17 protein-coding genes are annotated in these 14,835 nt (G+C 71.2%); 9 read left to right on the top strand and 8 right to left on the bottom strand.

All coding sequences use genetic code 11. From position 1 onward, the window contains the following. The first annotated feature begins 7 nt into the window (after nucleotides 1–7). The 3 genes from EDF42_RS00075 to EDF42_RS00065 are packed head-to-tail and all read left to right on the top strand — an operon-like array spanning nucleotide 8 to nucleotide 2,290. The gene (locus EDF42_RS00075; RefSeq protein WP_123671109.1) at nucleotides 8–952 is read left to right on the top strand and encodes a Ppx/GppA phosphatase family protein; all 945 of its coding nucleotides are present in this window, start codon (nucleotides 8–10) and stop codon (nucleotides 950–952) included. A 19-nt stretch (nucleotides 953–971) separates the two neighbouring features. Continuing rightward, the gene (locus EDF42_RS00070) at nucleotides 972–1,682 is read left to right on the top strand and encodes a DUF998 domain-containing protein (RefSeq protein WP_123671108.1); all 711 of its coding nucleotides are present in this window, start codon (nucleotides 972–974) and stop codon (nucleotides 1,680–1,682) included. Further along, a complete protein-coding gene (locus tag EDF42_RS00065; RefSeq protein ID WP_123671107.1) occupies nucleotides 1,679–2,290 on the top strand; it encodes a TetR/AcrR family transcriptional regulator in 612 nt (203 codons plus the stop codon). The genes EDF42_RS00070 and EDF42_RS00065 overlap by 4 nt, the downstream gene beginning before the upstream one ends. On the opposite strand, the gene EDF42_RS00060 is transcribed toward EDF42_RS00065, so the two are convergent. Both EDF42_RS00060 and EDF42_RS00055 read right to left on the bottom strand, forming a co-directional pair. Next, on the bottom strand, nucleotides 2,287–2,898 hold the full coding sequence (locus EDF42_RS00060; protein WP_123671106.1) for an antibiotic biosynthesis monooxygenase: 612 nt from the start codon (nucleotides 2,896–2,898) through the stop codon (nucleotides 2,287–2,289). The genes EDF42_RS00065 and EDF42_RS00060 overlap by 4 nt on opposite strands. 46 nt (nucleotides 2,899–2,944) lie before the next feature. Then, nucleotides 2,945–3,952, bottom strand: a complete 1,008-nt coding sequence (locus EDF42_RS00055; RefSeq protein WP_123671105.1) for a Ku protein — start codon at nucleotides 3,950–3,952, stop codon at nucleotides 2,945–2,947. Between the two features lie 106 nt (nucleotides 3,953–4,058). Here EDF42_RS00055 and EDF42_RS00050 point away from each other — a divergent pair, with 106 nt between their 5' ends. From EDF42_RS00050 to EDF42_RS00030, 6 genes are all read left to right on the top strand, one after another. Further along, nucleotides 4,059–4,949 carry an SDR family oxidoreductase gene (locus EDF42_RS00050; RefSeq protein WP_123339083.1) on the top strand — a complete coding sequence of 297 codons (891 nt, stop codon included), beginning with the start codon at nucleotides 4,059–4,061 and terminating at the stop codon, nucleotides 4,947–4,949. Beyond that, nucleotides 4,946–7,462 (top strand): ATP-dependent DNA ligase, encoded by a 2,517-nt coding sequence (locus EDF42_RS00045; protein WP_123671104.1) that lies wholly within the window; start codon nucleotides 4,946–4,948, stop codon nucleotides 7,460–7,462. The genes EDF42_RS00050 and EDF42_RS00045 overlap by 4 nt, the downstream gene beginning before the upstream one ends. 178 nt (nucleotides 7,463–7,640) lie before the next feature. Next, nucleotides 7,641–7,796 (top strand): hypothetical protein, encoded by a 156-nt coding sequence (locus EDF42_RS18760; protein ID WP_185002898.1) that lies wholly within the window; start codon nucleotides 7,641–7,643, stop codon nucleotides 7,794–7,796. A 147-nt stretch (nucleotides 7,797–7,943) separates the two neighbouring features. Beyond that, on the top strand, nucleotides 7,944–8,558 hold the full coding sequence (locus tag EDF42_RS00040; RefSeq protein ID WP_235035797.1) for an RNA polymerase sigma factor: 615 nt from the start codon (nucleotides 7,944–7,946) through the stop codon (nucleotides 8,556–8,558). Next, nucleotides 8,555–9,124, top strand: coding sequence for a hypothetical protein (locus tag EDF42_RS00035; protein ID WP_148067573.1), 570 nt, complete (start codon nucleotides 8,555–8,557; stop codon nucleotides 9,122–9,124). Before EDF42_RS00040 ends, EDF42_RS00035 begins: the two co-directional genes overlap by 4 nt. Continuing rightward, a complete protein-coding gene (locus tag EDF42_RS00030) occupies nucleotides 9,121–9,450 on the top strand; it encodes a hypothetical protein (protein ID WP_123671102.1) in 330 nt (109 codons plus the stop codon). Before EDF42_RS00035 ends, EDF42_RS00030 begins: the two co-directional genes overlap by 4 nt. A 3-nt stretch (nucleotides 9,451–9,453) precedes the next feature. On the opposite strand, the gene EDF42_RS00025 is transcribed toward EDF42_RS00030, so the two are convergent. The 6 genes from EDF42_RS00025 to EDF42_RS00005 all read right to left on the bottom strand — a co-directional run bounded on the left by EDF42_RS00025 (nucleotide 9,454) and on the right by EDF42_RS00005 (nucleotide 14,550). Continuing rightward, nucleotides 9,454–9,633 carry a hypothetical protein gene (locus EDF42_RS00025; RefSeq protein ID WP_123339079.1) on the bottom strand — a complete coding sequence of 60 codons (180 nt, stop codon included), beginning with the start codon at nucleotides 9,631–9,633 and terminating at the stop codon, nucleotides 9,454–9,456. Between the two features lie 11 nt (nucleotides 9,634–9,644). Beyond that, nucleotides 9,645–10,637 (bottom strand): sugar phosphate isomerase/epimerase, encoded by a 993-nt coding sequence (locus tag EDF42_RS00020; protein ID WP_123671101.1) that lies wholly within the window; start codon nucleotides 10,635–10,637, stop codon nucleotides 9,645–9,647. A gap of 159 nt (nucleotides 10,638–10,796) precedes the next feature. Beyond that, nucleotides 10,797–11,480, bottom strand: coding sequence for a fumarylacetoacetate hydrolase family protein (locus tag EDF42_RS00015; protein WP_123671100.1), 684 nt, complete (start codon nucleotides 11,478–11,480; stop codon nucleotides 10,797–10,799). Nucleotides 11,481–11,513: 33 nt separating this feature from the next. Next, entirely contained in the window at nucleotides 11,514–11,729 is a 216-nt protein-coding gene (locus tag EDF42_RS00010; protein WP_123339076.1) for a hypothetical protein, read from the bottom strand. Further along, complete coding sequence (locus EDF42_RS18585) at nucleotides 11,710–12,060, bottom strand: hypothetical protein (RefSeq protein ID WP_148067571.1); 351 nt, start codon at nucleotides 12,058–12,060, stop codon at nucleotides 11,710–11,712. The genes EDF42_RS00010 and EDF42_RS18585 overlap by 20 nt, the downstream gene beginning before the upstream one ends. 93 nt (nucleotides 12,061–12,153) lie before the next feature. Then, a complete protein-coding gene (locus tag EDF42_RS00005; RefSeq protein ID WP_123671099.1) occupies nucleotides 12,154–14,550 on the bottom strand; it encodes a phosphoketolase in 2,397 nt (798 codons plus the stop codon). Nucleotides 14,551–14,835: the final 285 nt, after the last annotated feature.

Below are 14,835 nucleotides of genomic sequence, written 5' to 3'. Positions count from 1 at the left end.
TTGTGGCATGCGCGTGGGAGTCCTCGACATCGGGTCCAACACCGGCCACCTGCTCGTGGTGGACGCCCACGGCGGTGCCGCGCCGCTGCCGGCGTCCTCGTTCAAGCAGCCGCTCCGACTGGCCGAGCACCTCGATGACGCCGGCGCGGTGACGCCCGAGGGCGTCGACGCGCTGACGCGGTTCGTCGCGGACGCCGTCCGCGTCGCCGAGGAACGCGGCTGCGAGGACATGCTCGCGTTCGCGACCTCGGCCGTGCGCGACGCGGTGAACTCCGACGCGGTGCTCGCCCACGTCGAGGCCTCGACCGGCGTGGAGCTGGCCGTGCTGTCCGGTGGGGACGAGGCGCGACTCACGTTCCTGGCCGTCCGGCGGTGGTTCGGGTGGTCGGCCGGACGGCTCGCGGTGTTCGACATCGGCGGTGGCTCGCTCGAGATCGCCGGGGGCGCCGACGAGGCTCCGGACGTCGCGTGGTCGATGCCGATCGGTGCTGCACGGCTCGCCCGCTCGTACTTCGCCGCGGGCACCCCGACCGAGGACGACGTCCGCCGCATCCGTCACGAGATCCGCGTGGAGATCGCCCGCGACGCCGGCAAGTTGCTCCGCGCCGGGCGTCCGGATCGTGCCGTGGCGACCTCGAAGACCTTCCGGTCGATCGCGCGGATCTGCGGGGCGGCGCCGTCGGCTGCCGGTCCGCTCGTGCCGCGGGCGCTCGACGGCGACGTGCTCCGGTCGAAGCTGCCCGCGCTGCTGACGATGTCGGTCGACGAACTCGCGACGCTGCCCGGGGTGTCGGCGAGCCGGGCGCACCAGGTGGTGCCGGGTGCGCTCGTCGCCGAGGCCTGCCTCGACATCTTCGACCTGCCGGCGCTGGAGATCTGCCCGTGGGCGCTCCGCGAGGGCGTGATCCTCGAGCGGCTCGACCAGCTGTCGGTGCTGGGCAGCTCCCGGTAGTGACCGTTATGGTCAGTACATGACCAAATCGGACACACCCCGTGCACTCGTCCCCGGCGCACTCTGGGCGGTCGCGGGAGTCGGATGGCTCGTCGGCGAAGCCGTCTCGGCGTCGGCGTTCCCCGGCTACAGCTACGCGACGAACTACATCTCCGACCTCGGGGTCCCCGACGTCGGCGCGTTCCAGGGGCGGGGGATCGACTCACCGCTGCACGTGCTCATGAACACGACGTTCATCGGGCAGGGCGTCCTGTTCGGGATCGCAGCGGTGCTGGCCGTCGTGGTGTTCCGTGCCGCGTCCCGCCGTGCGCGGGTGGCGACCGCGGTCCTCGCCGTGGTCCACCTCGTCGGGATGGTCCTGGTCGGCTCGTTCCACGGCAGCCAGACGAGTACGGACGGCGGCACCATCGTGTTCCACGTGCTCGGCGCCGCAGCAGCGATCACGACCGGCAACCTCGTGGCGATCACCGCCGGCATCGGGTCCCGAGCGCTGCGGGCACCGGCGGCGTACCGGATCGCGAGCGTCGTGCTCGGGATCCTCGGCCTCGTCTCCCTCGTGATGCTCGTCGTGGACTCGTCGTCGACGGTGATCGACGTGCTCCCCGACGGCGTGTGGGAGCGTGCGTCGGTGTACACGATCGTCGCGTGGGAGCTCATGACCGGGATCACCCTGCTGGTCGCGAGGGCCCGGCGCCGGCGGGCGGCGCGAGCCGCGGCGGTCCGCGCATGACCCGCCCCGTGCGCCGTGCTCGGCCCTCTGCCGAGGAGATCAACGGGGACGTCCTGGACATCACCGCCGGACTCATCGCCCGCCGCGGCATCAAGGACACCGCCGTGCAGGCCGTCGCCGACCAGGCCGGCTACTCGAAGGCGGGCATCCTCGCCCGGTTCACGAGCAAGGAGCTGCTCGTCGAGGCCGCGCTCGGGCAGTGCGCCGTGCAGACCGAGGCGATCCGGGCAGCTGCCGCCGCCGCCCCCGCGGGGGAGTCCCGTGACGCCGCAGCGCTCGCGGGGATCGCCGACCTCGCACTCGCCCGGCCGGGGTGGGCGGAACTCGCCCTCGCGGCGTTCACCCTGCGGCGCGGGGACGACGTCGGCGTCCGGCTCGAACCGGTCGCCGCGACGCTCCTCGACGTGTTCGGCATCGACATGGCCGACGCCACGGCCACCCCGCTCGAGCGGCGGGCGCGGGTCTCCGGCGCGTTCGGTGCGATCGTGATGCTCGCACTGACGTACGAGACCGAGGCTTCCGCCGCCGAGGCCCGGCCGCACGTGCTGCAGGTCGGGTGGGACGCTCTCGGCCACGGTGGGCCCGTGCCGCTCGGGGTGGTCGGTTAAGCCCGCTCGGACCTCGGCGGCGCCAGCAGCCACGGACGGATCAGCTTCGTCACGAAGGGCAGCACCCAGAACGTCATGATCGGCGTGAGGACGAGGGTCGTGACCAGCACACGGGGCAGGATCGCGACGTGTGCGAACGCTGGGACGAGCCATGCCATCAAGTACGTGAAAGCCAGGTTCACGGGGAAGAAGCCGAGCCAGATGCTCACCGCCTGCTTCCACCGCGGGGGAGCGCTCGATGCCGGGGCGTCCTGCGGGACGTCGAACCAGCCCTCGATGCCCGTGCGCTTCTCGACGCGGGACTCCACGACCAGGTCGCGGCCGAGGTCGAGCCAGCGCAGGCGGTCGTCGGAGTTCTCCCACGTGGCGAGCGAGTCGTGGTCGGCGAAGCGGTAGAGCATGTGCCACTCGCGGGACTGCGCCCGGGAGCGCACCCACCCGGAGCCGAGGAACCCCGGGTACCGGTTGGCGAGGTTCACGCCGGACTGCACCCAGTGGGTGACCTCGGGGATGCGGTCGGGTTCGACCAGGCGGGTGATGGACACGGTGACGGGCGGGCCGGCGGTCTCGGGTGACGACTGCAGGCTCCCAGGCTCTTGTGGAGTCATGGGTCCAGTCTCGCGGAAGCGTGTTACCGGCTCGTGTCGGACGGTCCTAGCTCGCCTGCTTCTTCTCGGCGGGCGCCTTCTTGGCCGCGGGTTTCTTCGCGGGTGCCTTCTTCGCCGGAGCCTTCTTCGCGGGGGCCTTCTCGGTGGTCGCCTGCTTTGCCGGGGCCTTCCGGGCCGGCGCCTTCTTCGTCGAGCCGGACGTGCTCGAGTCGGTACCCGACGACGAACGCGAGCTGGACGACGAACGCGACCCCGAGCCTCCTGTCCGCTTCTTGTCCACGGACGCACGCAGGGCGGCCATCAGGTCGAGGACGTCACCGCCCTCGCCCTCGTCGTCCTCGTCCTCCTTCGTGCCGAACGTCTTCTCGGTGTCGATGTCGTCACCGGCGTCGAGCTTGGCGTCGATGAGCTGCTGCAGTTCCTCTTGGTAGGAGTCGGTGTAGCGGTCGGGATCGAAGTCCGTCGACATGCTCTCGACGAGCGACGAGGACATCTTCAGCTCGTTCGCGCTGACCTTCACCGACGAGTCCAGCGCCGTGAAGTCGGCGGCTCGGACCTCGTCGCCCCAGAGCAGCCCCTGCAGCAGGATGACGTCGTCGTGGACGCGCAGCACGCCGAGCCGGGTCTTCTGGCGCAGCGTGAACTGCACGATCGCGAGCCGGTCGGTCTTCGCCAGGGTCTCGCGCAGCAGCACGTAGGCCTTCGGCGAGCGCGAGTCCGGCTCGAGGTAGTACGTCTTCTCGAACATCATCGGGTCGACCTGCTCGACGGGGACGAACTCGAGCACCTCGACCTCGTGCGACTGCTCCTCGGGGAGCTGCTTGAAGTCGTCCGCGGTCAGGACCACGGTCTTGTCACCGTCGTCGTAGGCACGCTGGATGTCGGCGTACTCGACCTCGTGGCCGAACTCGCAGACGCGTTTGTAGCGGATGCGGCCCTTGTCCTCGTCGTGGACCTGGTGCAGGGACACGTCGTGGGTCTCGGTGGCCGCGTACACCTTGATGGGCACGTTGACGAGCCCGAACGCGATGGAACCCTTCCAGATCGACCTCATGGGCACATGATGCCCGTGTCCGCACGGGAGTGCCCGCAGCCGACGGGTTCTCCACAGATCCGGGTTCGCTGGACCGTCGACCGGTCGACGCGAGCACGATGGGCGCATGAGCCAGCTCGACAAGCAGGACCCGCGTGAGCAGTTCCCACGCCCGCCCTTCCCCGCGCAGACGCAGCAGGGGTCCGGGCTGGCCAGTGCGATGGACCCGCCGCCCGACCACGGCGAGGTCTCCTACCTCGGCACAGGGCGCATGCGGGGGTACCGCGTGCTCGTCACGGGTGCCGACTCCGGCATCGGCCGAGCCGCGGCGATCGCGATGGCGAAGGAAGGGGCCGACGTCGCTCTGAACTCCCTGCCCGAGGAGATCGACGACCTGACCGAGGTCCGTGACGTCATCGCCGACCTCGGGCGCAACGCCGTGATGCTGCCCGGCGACCTGACGGACGAGGGCTTCTGCGACGAACTCGTCCGGACGGCGGTGCGCGACCTCGGTGGGCTGGACGCCCTCGTCCTGGTCGCCGGACACCAGCTGGTGCACGAGGACGTGACCGAGCAGTCGACCGAGGACTTCGACCGCACGATGAAGGTCAACCTCTACTCGCTGTTCTGGCTGGTCCGGGCAGCCGTGCCGCACATGGCGCCGGGCAGCGCGATCGTGACGACGAGCTCGGTGTCCGCGTACCAACCGCAGGACCGCATGATCGACTACGCGGCGACGAAGGCCGCGATCATCACCTACACCAACGGCCTCGCGCGGCAGCTCGCGGCGAAGGGCATCCGGGCGAACACCGTGGTGCCCGGGCCGGTGTGGACGCCACTGCAGCCGATCAGCTACCCGGGCGACGAGATCGCACGGTACGGCCAGGACACCCCCTTCGGCCGGCCGGCGCAGCCCGTCGAGCTCGGCAGCGCCTACGTGTACCTGGCGGGGCCCGAGTCGTCGTACACCTCGGGCACGACCCTGACGGTGGCGGGAGCGACCGGGGTGGCGCTGTGAGTCCGGCGGCCCGCAAGACCGTCGTCCTGATCGGCGATCGGCGACTGGCGCTGACGAACACGGACAAGGTGCTCTACCCCGAGACCGGCACGACCAAGGGGCGGGTGATCGAGTACTACGAGCGTGTGGCGCCGTGGATGATCCCGCACGTCAAGGACCGCCCGGTGACCCGGAAGCGGTGGGCGAACGGCGTCGACGGCAAGGTCTTCTTCGAGAAGAACCTGCCGGACTCCGCCCCCGACTGGGTCCGCCACCACACCATCCACCACTCCGAGCACGACAACGAGTACCCGATCGTCGACGACCTGCCGACCCTCGTGTGGATGGCGCAGCAGGCCGCGCTGGAACTGCACGTGCCGCAGTGGCGGTTCGGCCCGCGCGGTGGGCAGCAGAACCCGGACCGGCTCGTGCTCGACCTGGATCCCGGCGAGGGCGTCGGCCTGCCCGAGTGCGTCGAGGTGGCGGTCGCGGCACGCGAGATCCTGCACGGCATGGGGCTCGACCCGTACCCGGTGACCTCCGGTTCGAAGGGGATCCACCTCTACGCCGCCCTCGAAGGCCGGTCGACCACGGCGAACGTCTCCGACGTCGCGCACGAACTCGCGAAGGCGCTCGAGCACGACCTGCCCGACCTGGTGCTGTCGTCGATGAGCCGAGCCGAGCGGACGGGCAAGGTGTTCGTCGACTGGTCGCAGAACAACGGCAACAAGACGACGATCGCGCCGTACTCGCTGCGCGGCCGCGAGCGGCCGACGGTCGCAGCACCCCGCACCTGGAAGGAGCTCGAGGAACGCGGGCTCGCGCAGCTCACGTTGGACGAGGTCCTCGAACGCCTGCAGGCGCACGGCGACCACCTGCATCCGGTCGCCTCCGCCTCGCTGGCCGTCGGGCGCGACGACCACGGTCACTGGGACAGCGACCGGACCGAGCGTGCGAACGAGGCCGAGCAGCCGGCTCGCGACCGGCTCACCGCCTACCGCGCGAAGCGCGACGCCTCGAAGACGCCGGAACCGGTGCCCGAAGGAGCCCCCACGGTCCGGAAGGACGGCACCCCGACGTTCGTGATCCAGGAGCACCACGCCACCCGCGACCACTACGACTTCCGGCTCGAGCACGACGGCGTGCTCGTGAGCTGGGCCCTGCCGAAGGGCGAACCGAACGACCCGGGCAAGAACCACCTGGCCGTGCAGACCGAAGACCACCCGCTCGAGTACGGCGCGTTCGAGGGCACGATCCCGAAGGACGAGTACGGCGGCGGCACGGTCACGCTCTGGGACGACGGCACCTACGAGCTCGAGAAGTGGCGCGAGGGCGAAGAGGTCATCGTCACCCTGCACGGTCGGACCGGCGGCGCTCGCCGACTGGCGCTCCTGCACACCCGCGGCCGGGGCGGAGCGGGCGACGAGAAGAACTGGCTCATCCACCGCACGAAGGAGCAACCCGACCGGCTGGCGGACGCCGGCGGCGCGACGGACGCGGGGCGGGCCTCCCGTCCCGCTGCCGCGCACCGAGACGGACAGCGGCGCATCAGCGGCGCCAGCCCCGCGGACACCGCTCCGGGGGACCGACGGACCATGCAGGCCACCCTGGCGAAGGACGCACCCCGGCTGGACCCGGCCGACTGGGCGTTCGAGATGAAGTGGGACGGCGTCCGTGCGCTCGCCACCGTCCGGGACGGCTCGGTCACGCTGCGGAGCCGGAACGACAACGACTTGACGGAGCAGTACCCGGAACTGCAGGAACTCGGCGACCGTGCCGGGGTCGACGGCGTCTTCGACGGCGAGATCGTCGCGTTCGACGACCGGGGGCGCCCGAGCTTCCAGCTCCTGCAGAACCGGATGGGCCTGACGAAGGCGCGTGAGGTGCGGGCGGCGCAGCAGGCGACCCCCGTGCGGTTCCTGGTCTTCGACGTGCTCGAGGCCGACGGGCACGAACTCACCCGCCTGGCGTACGACGCCCGGCGGCAAGCGCTCGAGACGGTCGTCGAGCCCGGCGGGGCGATCGACGTGCCGCCGGCCTCGACGGGTGACCTCGACGGCGTCATGGCGTCGTCGCAGGAGCAGGGCCTCGAGGGGGTCGTCGCGAAGAAGCGCAGTTCGAAGTACGCCGAGGGCAGGCGGTCCGAGGCCTGGCTGAAGCTGAAGCACCACGCCACGCAGGAAGTCGTGGTCGGAGGGTGGAAGCCGGGCAGCGGTCGTCGAGCGGGCGGGATCGGCTCGTTGCTGCTCGGCGTGCCCGGTCCGGACGGCCTCGAGTACGTCGGCAAGGTCGGCACCGGGTTCCGTGACCGCGACCTCGACGAGATCGCCGCAGCGCTGCGACCGCTCGACCGGAAGACCTCGCCGTTCGTCGACGTGCCGCGGATCGACGCACGGGACGCGCACTGGGTGACGCCGAAGCGCGTGGGCGAGGTCGAGTTCGCCGAGTGGACCGGTGACGGACGCCTGCGGCAGCCGTCCTGGCGGGGCTGGCGTCCGGACAAGGACCCCGAGGACGTGGCGCGCGAGCACTGACCTGCTCGCCGGACCGGCCGCCCTGTGCCAGCTCGCGAACGCGCTGATGCGTGCGCATGGGGTCCGCCCGTGGCGAAATTCCGTCCCCCGTCCGGCGCCCGGGCGGGGGACGTTTCCACCCGTCCGGCCGCCGGTCCGCCGCCGACTGTTACGTTCGCCGGGACGAAAGGGCCTGGGGATGAGCTCGAGCAAGTACCTGCCGCCGTACACGGCCGAGGAACGCGTCGCGATCAACGGAGATCGTGCCGCACGGATCCCGGTCGATCCGGGGGCCGTGGTGACCGACATCGACGCGACCTACGCGGACTTCCTCGCCGACGAGACCGACGAGTAGCCACCAGGGAGAAGACGGCCCGTGCACCGGATCAGGGAGCGCACGGGCCGCCGTCGAAGCACCGTGACCGACCCTTCAGGGATGGCCGGCCACGGCGCGCTCGCACCAGGCGCGCGGAGGCGTACCTGGTAGGCACGTACTAAGGACGTGACGAACACCCGATTCGTCACACGAGAATCCGAGATCCGCGAAGAGGAGCTGCTCCTGTCCAGCGACGAAGCCCTCGCGGCGTTGTCCGACGCCTCGCTCGTCGAGCGCAGCGCCGACGGCGACACGGCCGCGTTCGGGGTGCTGATCCGTCGGTACGGACCGCACATGCGGGCCTACGCGGCTCGGATCCTCGGGTACGGTGACGGCGAGGCCGACGACGCCGTTCAGGAAGCCGCACTGCAGGCCTGGCAGCGCATCGACCGGGTCGAGGACCCGGAACGGGTGCGCAACTGGCTCTTCCGGATCGCGGCCAACAAGGCCCTCGACCGGCTCCGCGGGCGGCACCCGCACGCCGACCTCGAAGCGATGGTCGACGCCCCGGACGAACGACCCGTCGACGAGGTGGTCGCCACCCGGATGCAGGTGCGGGAACTCGCGCGTATCGTGCAGGCACTCCCGGATGCACAGCGCGCCGTCTGGGTGATGCGCGAGGTGGGTGGGGCGCCCTACGCCGAGATCGCCGAGGCGACCGGGTTGCCCGCGCCGACCGTCCGCGGGCTGCTCGCACGTGCACGGCGACACGTGCTCGAACAGATGGAGGGGTGGCGATGACCGACGACGTCGACGACCGTCACGGTGCCTTCACGCTGGACGAACTCTCCGACTACCTCGACGCCGACCGGACGCCTGTCCGGGCGGACATCGAGGGTGATCCCGAAGCCGTCGCCGCACTCGAGCGGCTGCAGGCCCTGCGGGTGGCATCACGGGACCTGCTCGACACCGAGGCATCGGCGGACGGCGACGAGCGCTGGATCAGCTCGGTGCTCGCGTCCATCCGGACGACCGCCCACGCCGGACGGGACATCCCGGTCCCCGACGGCGACCCGGCTGCGCACCTGGTCGTGACCGAGGGGGCTCTGCGCGGACTCGTCCGCACCCTCGGTGACGACGTGCCCGGTGTCGTCGTCCGGCGGACCCGGTTCAGCGGGGACGTCGGGGTCCCCGGCGGTGCCGTGGACGTCGACGTCACCATCGTGGCCACGCTCGAGGCATCGGTGTCGGACCGTGCCGAGGCACTCCGGGCGCACATCACGTCGGTGCTCGGCGCGCACGCACCGTTCCGCATCCGCAGTGTCGTCGTCCGCGTCGCAGACGTCGTGGTCGGGGTCACACCGTGACCGCGGACGTCCGGGTGCTCTCCCGCGAACTCACCTCCGTCGTCCTCGCGGTGCCGGGCGTCCGGTCGGTCCTGCCGCCCGGACCCGGGCTCGCCACGCTCGTCCGCGACGTCCGCTCCGTGCTCGAGATCCCCCGGGACGGTGGGGCCGTGCTCGTGCAGGACCGCCCGGACGGGGCGCGGATCCGCGTGGTCGTCACGACCGACCGGGCCGTGCCGACGACCACGGTCATCCGGGCCGTGCGTGACGCCGTCGTGACCGCAGCGCGCCACGCCCTCGGGGCAGCGCCCTCCGACGTCACGGTCCGCGTCGTCGAGATCGACTGAGCGTCAGGCGGCCGGTGCCGGTCCGTCCGACGGCTCGGCGTCGTCCGCGACGGGGAGGTCCTCGTCGACGAGCTCGTCCTCGCCGGGTTCGGACACCTCGGCCGCAGCGGCCTTGGCCTCGTCGATGGACTCCTGCGAGCGGCGGAGGAGGTCGTCGTCGTCGTGTGCAGTCTGGTCGCTCATGCTCCAGGAGGCTACGCGGGCGTGCCTGTGTCGGCGTCCCGGCGTCCGGCCGGGCGGTGCGATCCCCAGTGTGTTCTGCCCCGCGGATCGGACCTCGGGTGGGGCGGTTCGAAGTCGACCGCTGAAGTCGGAGCTGGAGACGAGGGCATCGCCGGTGCGGCCGGTGCGCCGTACGCGTCTGCCGCATCGAGCACGGCGCGCGTCGCCGCCGCGGCCGTCCGCAGGGCGTCGCCGGTCGGCATCGCCCGGTGGCCGGGGGTCCGGACCTCGACGCCCCACGGCTCGTCGAAGCCGAGCTCCCGGACGGTGCGCACGAGCCCTGGCAGGTCCCACGCGCCCGCTCCGGGCAGGTACCGTGCCTCGCGGGCCTCTTCGGACAGGGTCATGCCGGCCGGGGTGTGCAGGAGCCCGTCGCTCAGTTCGACCGCCGCGAGCGTCGCGGGCGCGACCGCCTGGCGGATCGACGCCAAGGTGGACCCGCCCCGCAGGGTGTGCATCGCGTCGAGCAGCAGCCCGCCGTTCGGGTGACCCGCCGCCGCGACGAACCGCGAGGCCCGTTCGATCGTCGGCAGGTTCGACCACGGCTCGGGTTCGAGCACGAGCTGCGCGCCGACGGCCGCGGCCTGGTCGGCCAGCACGGTCCAGTCGTCGGCCATGGTGATCGGTGAAGCGCCGGGCAACGTCGTGTCGGCACGAGCGATCACCTGCCAGGCCCGGAGCGCCGCGGCGGCCTCGAGGACCACCCCGCGGTCGGCGGCGGCGTCGTCGGTCCGGCTCGTGCACGTCCACCAGCGGTCGAGCGGCCCCAGCTGGACCCAGACGATCCCCGCACCGTCGAGCATGCGGCGGAGTTCGGCGAAGCCCGTCGTCGCACGCACCTCGTGCAGGTCGTCGAGTGACAACGAGAGTCCGGCGAAGCCGGCGGCACTGACCGCGTGGACGCGTTCGCTGATGGGCTCGTCGCCCGCCCACGTCCACGACGTCGCCAGCAGATCGTGTTCCATCACGGCCGTACCTCCGTCATCCCGGAGCAGCTGCAGACGCCCGTCGCGATGGTCCTGCCCCGTGTGTGTGACGCCGCGATCCCCACCTGGCGTCGCACCAGGGGTACCCGGCGTGTCTGCGAGCCCTCCCAGCGGCGCGTCACACTGCGGAAACGCCGGTCAGACGATGCGGGTGCGGACCGTGCCGATGCCGGCGATCGTGCCGACGACGAGTTGTCCGCGTTGCAGGGCCCCGACCCCCTCGGGTGTCCCCGTCATGAGCAGGTCCCCGGGGGCGAGCGTCACCGACCGCGACAGCGCCGCGATCGTCTCTGCCACCGACCAGATCTGCTCGGCCAGGTCACCGACCTGCCGTCGTTCGCCGTCGACGACGAGCTCGATCGCACCAGCCGCCGGGTCGATGCCCTGCGCCGGGACGATCGCGCCGATCGGTGCCGAGGCGTCGAACCCCTTCGCCGTGTCCCAGGGCCGACCGAGACGCTTGGCCTCGGCCTGGAGATCGCGTCGGGTGAGGTCGATGCCCACGGCGTAGCCCCAGACGTGGGTGAGCGCGTCGTCGACGCCGATGTCCGCGCCGCCGGTGCCGATCGCGACGACCAGTTCGACCTCGTGCTCGAGCTGTACCGTCAGCGGCGGGTACGGGGTGTCTGCGTCGTCGACGACGACGGCGTCCGCCGGCTTGGTGAAGAAGAACGGCGGCTCGCGATCTGGGTCGTGACCCATCTCGCGTGCGTGCGCCGCGTAGTTCCGACCGACGCAGAAGACGCGTCGGACGGGGAAGCGTGCGCCCGTGGTCGTGGGGACGGTCGGGAGGCTCGGGGCCGGGATGACGAGGTCGGTCACGGTCTCAGCGTGGCAGGCTCGCAGGGAGTCGGTTCAGCTCTCACCGAAGGATGCCTCGTACTTGAGCTTCCGCGCGCGGGCGCGCTCCTGCCGTTCGCGCCACTCGATCCGCATCTGCGCGAGCTCTTCTTCGGCACCCTTGGCGCGCATGAGCGGACCGTAGTGGGGGCTCGCGAGGAGCCGTGGCGTCGTCATCTCGCGGTTGTCGAGCCATCGTTTGAACTCTTCATCAGTCAGCGTCGAGATCATCTGCGAGCACTCCTTCCTGTTGTCTCCGGGCTTCCGCTCGTGCTGCCTCGAAGTCAGCGAGCGCCGTGGACGTCCATGTGTCGTCATCAGTCGTCCAGCTCCGGGTCACCAGTGCCGCGGACATCACGGCAGCTGCCGCGCGCCTGTCCTCGTCATCCGAGGTTGCTCGGTCAGCGACCCACGACCAACGCTGCCACCAGAGGTCGCGATGCCCCAAGAACTCCGTATCTCGCCGACCGGCGCGCCCGTCGAGCACCGAGGCGACGAGTGCGCCCACTGCGACGGACGCGCTCGTGACCGACACGAGTGCACTGATCCAGCCGATGTCCATGACCGCCACCCTGACGCCACAGGACCGGCCACGCGGCGAGCGTGACCGGTCCTGTGGACGGTGATCCGGGCCTCCCGGCCTGTGCAGGAGGGATCAGGCAGACGGGTCCTGCGGCCACCCCGAGAACTCCCACCCGTCGACGGACGGGTGGTCCTCGCCCCGTGAGTAGGCGTACTCGCGGGCCGCGTCTCGTGCGGCGGACAGCCGGTCGAGCAACTCGGCGTGTGCACCCGCATCGACCCGCGTCAGGGCGTCGTGCGCCAGCGCGAAGCGGTCCATCTCGTTCCGCATGAGCATGTCGAACGGCGACGTCGTCGTGCCCTGCTCCAGGAACCCGTGCACGTGCAGGTCGTCGTGGCCGTTGCGCCGGTAGGTCAGCTGGTGCACGAGCGACGGGTACCCGTGGAACGCGAACACCGTGGGGGTCCCGGGCAGGAAGAGCTCGTCGTACCGCTCGTCGGCGATCGGGTGCTCGTGCTTCCGGGGGTCGCCGAGGGCGAGCAGGTCGACGACGTTGACGACCCGGACGCCGACCTCGGGAGCGTGCTGCCGGATGATGTCCGCGGCGGCGACCGCCTCGACCGTGGGAACGTCCCCGGCGCAGGCGAGGACGACGTCGACCCGACCGACGGTCTGCTCGGTACCGGCCCAGTCCCAGACCCCGAGACCTGCGTCCGCGTGGGCGACGGCGTCCTCGAGGGACAGGAAGACGGGCTCGGGGTGCTTCCCGGCGACGATCACCTCGATGCGGTCGGTGGTCTCGAAGGCGTGTGCCGCGACGGCGAGCAGCGTGTTGGCGTCGGCGGGCAGCTTGATCCGGACCAGGTCCTGCTGTTTGGACGCGACGACGTCGAGGAACCCGGGGTCCTGGTGGGAGAACCCGTTGTGGTCCTGCCGCCAGACGTGCGACGACAGCAGGATCGACAGGTTCGACACGGGCGCACGCCAGTCGATGTCGGTCGAGGACTCGAGCCACTTGGCGTACTGGCCGACCATCGAGTCGATGATGTGGGCGAACGCCTCGTAGGTGTTCAGGAGCCCGTGCCGGCCGGAGAGGACGTAGCCCTCGAGCATGCCCTCCAGCAGGTGCTCGGACAGCACCTCGGTCACGCGTCCACGGGCCGCGAGGTGCTCGTCGCCGACCGCGCGTTGTGCCCGCCACACGCGCGAGGTGACGTCGAAGACCGCGTCGAGCTTGTTCGAGATCGTCTCGTCCGGGCCGAAGAGCCGGAAGGTCGACGGGTTCTTCGTGATCAGCGCTGCGAGCCACGGGCCGAGCGTGCCGGTGGCCGAGGCCGTCGAGCCGGCGGGGACCCCGTACGCGTCGAGCGCTGGTCGGTCGAGGGCCGTCCGGATGCGCCCGCCGTTGGCGTGGGGAGTCGCGCTCATCCGGTCGTCGCCGGTGGGACGGATCGTCGTCATGATCCCGACGGGGTTCCCGTCCGCGTCGAAGAGCTCCTCGGGTCGGTAGGACCGCATCCACTCCTCGAGCTGGGCGCGGTGTGCGGAGTTCTCGCGGACCTCGGACAGCGGCACCTGGTGGGCGCGGAACGTCCCCTCGATCTGCTGGCCGTCGACCTCCTTCGGCCCGGTCCACCCCTTCGGGCTGCGGAGGATGATCATCGGCCAGCGCGGGCGCAGGTCGGCGGCGCCGGCAGCCTGCCCGGCAGCCGCACGTTCGGCCTGCGCGCGAGCTGCCGCCTGGATGTCGTCGATCGATGCGAGCGCTCGACGCAGAGCGCCGTCGAACAGGGCGTGCACGGCGTACGGGTCGTCGTCGACCCGCTTCGAGTCCACCACGATCGGGTCGTACCCGAGGCCACGGAAGTAGGCGGTCAGGTCCTCACCGGGGATGCGGGCGAGGACGGTGGGGTTCGCGATCTTCCACCCGTTGAGGTTGAGGATCGGGAGCACGGCACCGTCGGACACCGGGTCGAGGAAGGTGTGTGCCTGCCACGACCCCGCGAGCGGGCCGGTCTCCGCCTCGCCGTCGCCGACGACGCACGCGACCACCAGGTCGGGGTTGTCCAGGGCCGCTCCGTACGCGTGGGCGAGGGAGTAGCCGAGTTCGCCGCCCTCGTTGATGGACCCGGGTGTCTCCGGTGCCGCGTGCGACGGGATCCCCCCGGGGAACGAGAACTGCCGGAAGAAGCGCTGCAGGTCGTCGTCCGCGTACAGCTCGCCCCACGTGCCGTCGAGCCAGGCGTTCGCGTTCATCGCCGGGCCGCCGTGGCCCGGGCCGCAGACGTAGAGGAACTCACGTCCGGTCTCGGCGATCAGCGCGTTGCAGTGCGCGTACACGAGGTTGAGGGCGGGCGAGGTGCCCCAGTGTCCGAGCAGCCGGGGCTTGATGTCGTCGGGCTCGATCGGCCGCCCCAACAGCGGGTTGTCCAGCAGGTAGATCTGCCCGACCGTCAGGTAGTTGGCGGCACGCCACCAGGCGTCGACCGCCCGGAGTCGGTCGGTGGTGGAGAGCTGTGCAGGAGCCATGCCCCCACGCTACGAAATGCCGGCCCCGTGAACCTCAGGAAACCCGTTCCAAACCGATCGCGGGGGTGCACCGAATGAGTTGCACAGGGCAAAAGCCCAGGGCGCTCTCCGGTCAGACATGGCCGTTGTTCAGCGTACGCACAGGAGCATACGTCGGCCGTCGGCCGGGGTGCCCACACAGCAAAGGACAGATCACCATGCGCAAGAGCCTGAAGACCTCCATCACCCTCGCCACGACCGGCGCCCTCGTGCTCGGCGGTGCCGCGTTCGGCATCTCCTCCGCCC

This window comes from Curtobacterium sp. PhB172 (genome assembly GCF_003752545.1).
Taxonomy (GTDB): Bacteria; Actinomycetota; Actinomycetes; order Actinomycetales; family Microbacteriaceae; genus Curtobacterium.
This window is presented reverse-complemented; position numbering and strand designations above follow the sequence as displayed.

Coding starts and splice junctions, on each gene's coding strand:
- EDF42_RS00075 (WP_123671109.1), top strand. CDS start 8: ATGCGCGTGGGAGTCCTCGACATCGGGTCCAACACCGGCCACCTGCTC.
- EDF42_RS00070 (WP_123671108.1), top strand. CDS start 972: ATGACCAAATCGGACACACCCCGTGCACTCGTCCCCGGCGCACTCTGG.
- EDF42_RS00065 (WP_123671107.1), top strand. CDS start 1,679: ATGACCCGCCCCGTGCGCCGTGCTCGGCCCTCTGCCGAGGAGATCAAC.
- EDF42_RS00060 (WP_123671106.1), bottom strand. CDS start 2,898: ATGACTCCACAAGAGCCTGGGAGCCTGCAGTCGTCACCCGAGACCGCC.
- EDF42_RS00055 (WP_123671105.1), bottom strand. CDS start 3,952: ATGAGGTCGATCTGGAAGGGTTCCATCGCGTTCGGGCTCGTCAACGTG.
- EDF42_RS00050 (WP_123339083.1), top strand. CDS start 4,059: ATGAGCCAGCTCGACAAGCAGGACCCGCGTGAGCAGTTCCCACGCCCG.
- EDF42_RS18760 (WP_185002898.1), top strand. CDS start 7,641: ATGAGCTCGAGCAAGTACCTGCCGCCGTACACGGCCGAGGAACGCGTC.
- EDF42_RS00035 (WP_148067573.1), top strand. CDS start 8,555: ATGACCGACGACGTCGACGACCGTCACGGTGCCTTCACGCTGGACGAA.
- EDF42_RS00025 (WP_123339079.1), bottom strand. CDS start 9,633: ATGAGCGACCAGACTGCACACGACGACGACGACCTCCTCCGCCGCTCG.
- EDF42_RS00020 (WP_123671101.1), bottom strand. CDS start 10,637: ATGGAACACGATCTGCTGGCGACGTCGTGGACGTGGGCGGGCGACGAG.
- EDF42_RS00010 (WP_123339076.1), bottom strand. CDS start 11,729: ATGATCTCGACGCTGACTGATGAAGAGTTCAAACGATGGCTCGACAAC.
- EDF42_RS18585 (WP_148067571.1), bottom strand. CDS start 12,060: ATGGACATCGGCTGGATCAGTGCACTCGTGTCGGTCACGAGCGCGTCC.
- EDF42_RS00005 (WP_123671099.1), bottom strand. CDS start 14,550: ATGGCTCCTGCACAGCTCTCCACCACCGACCGACTCCGGGCGGTCGAC.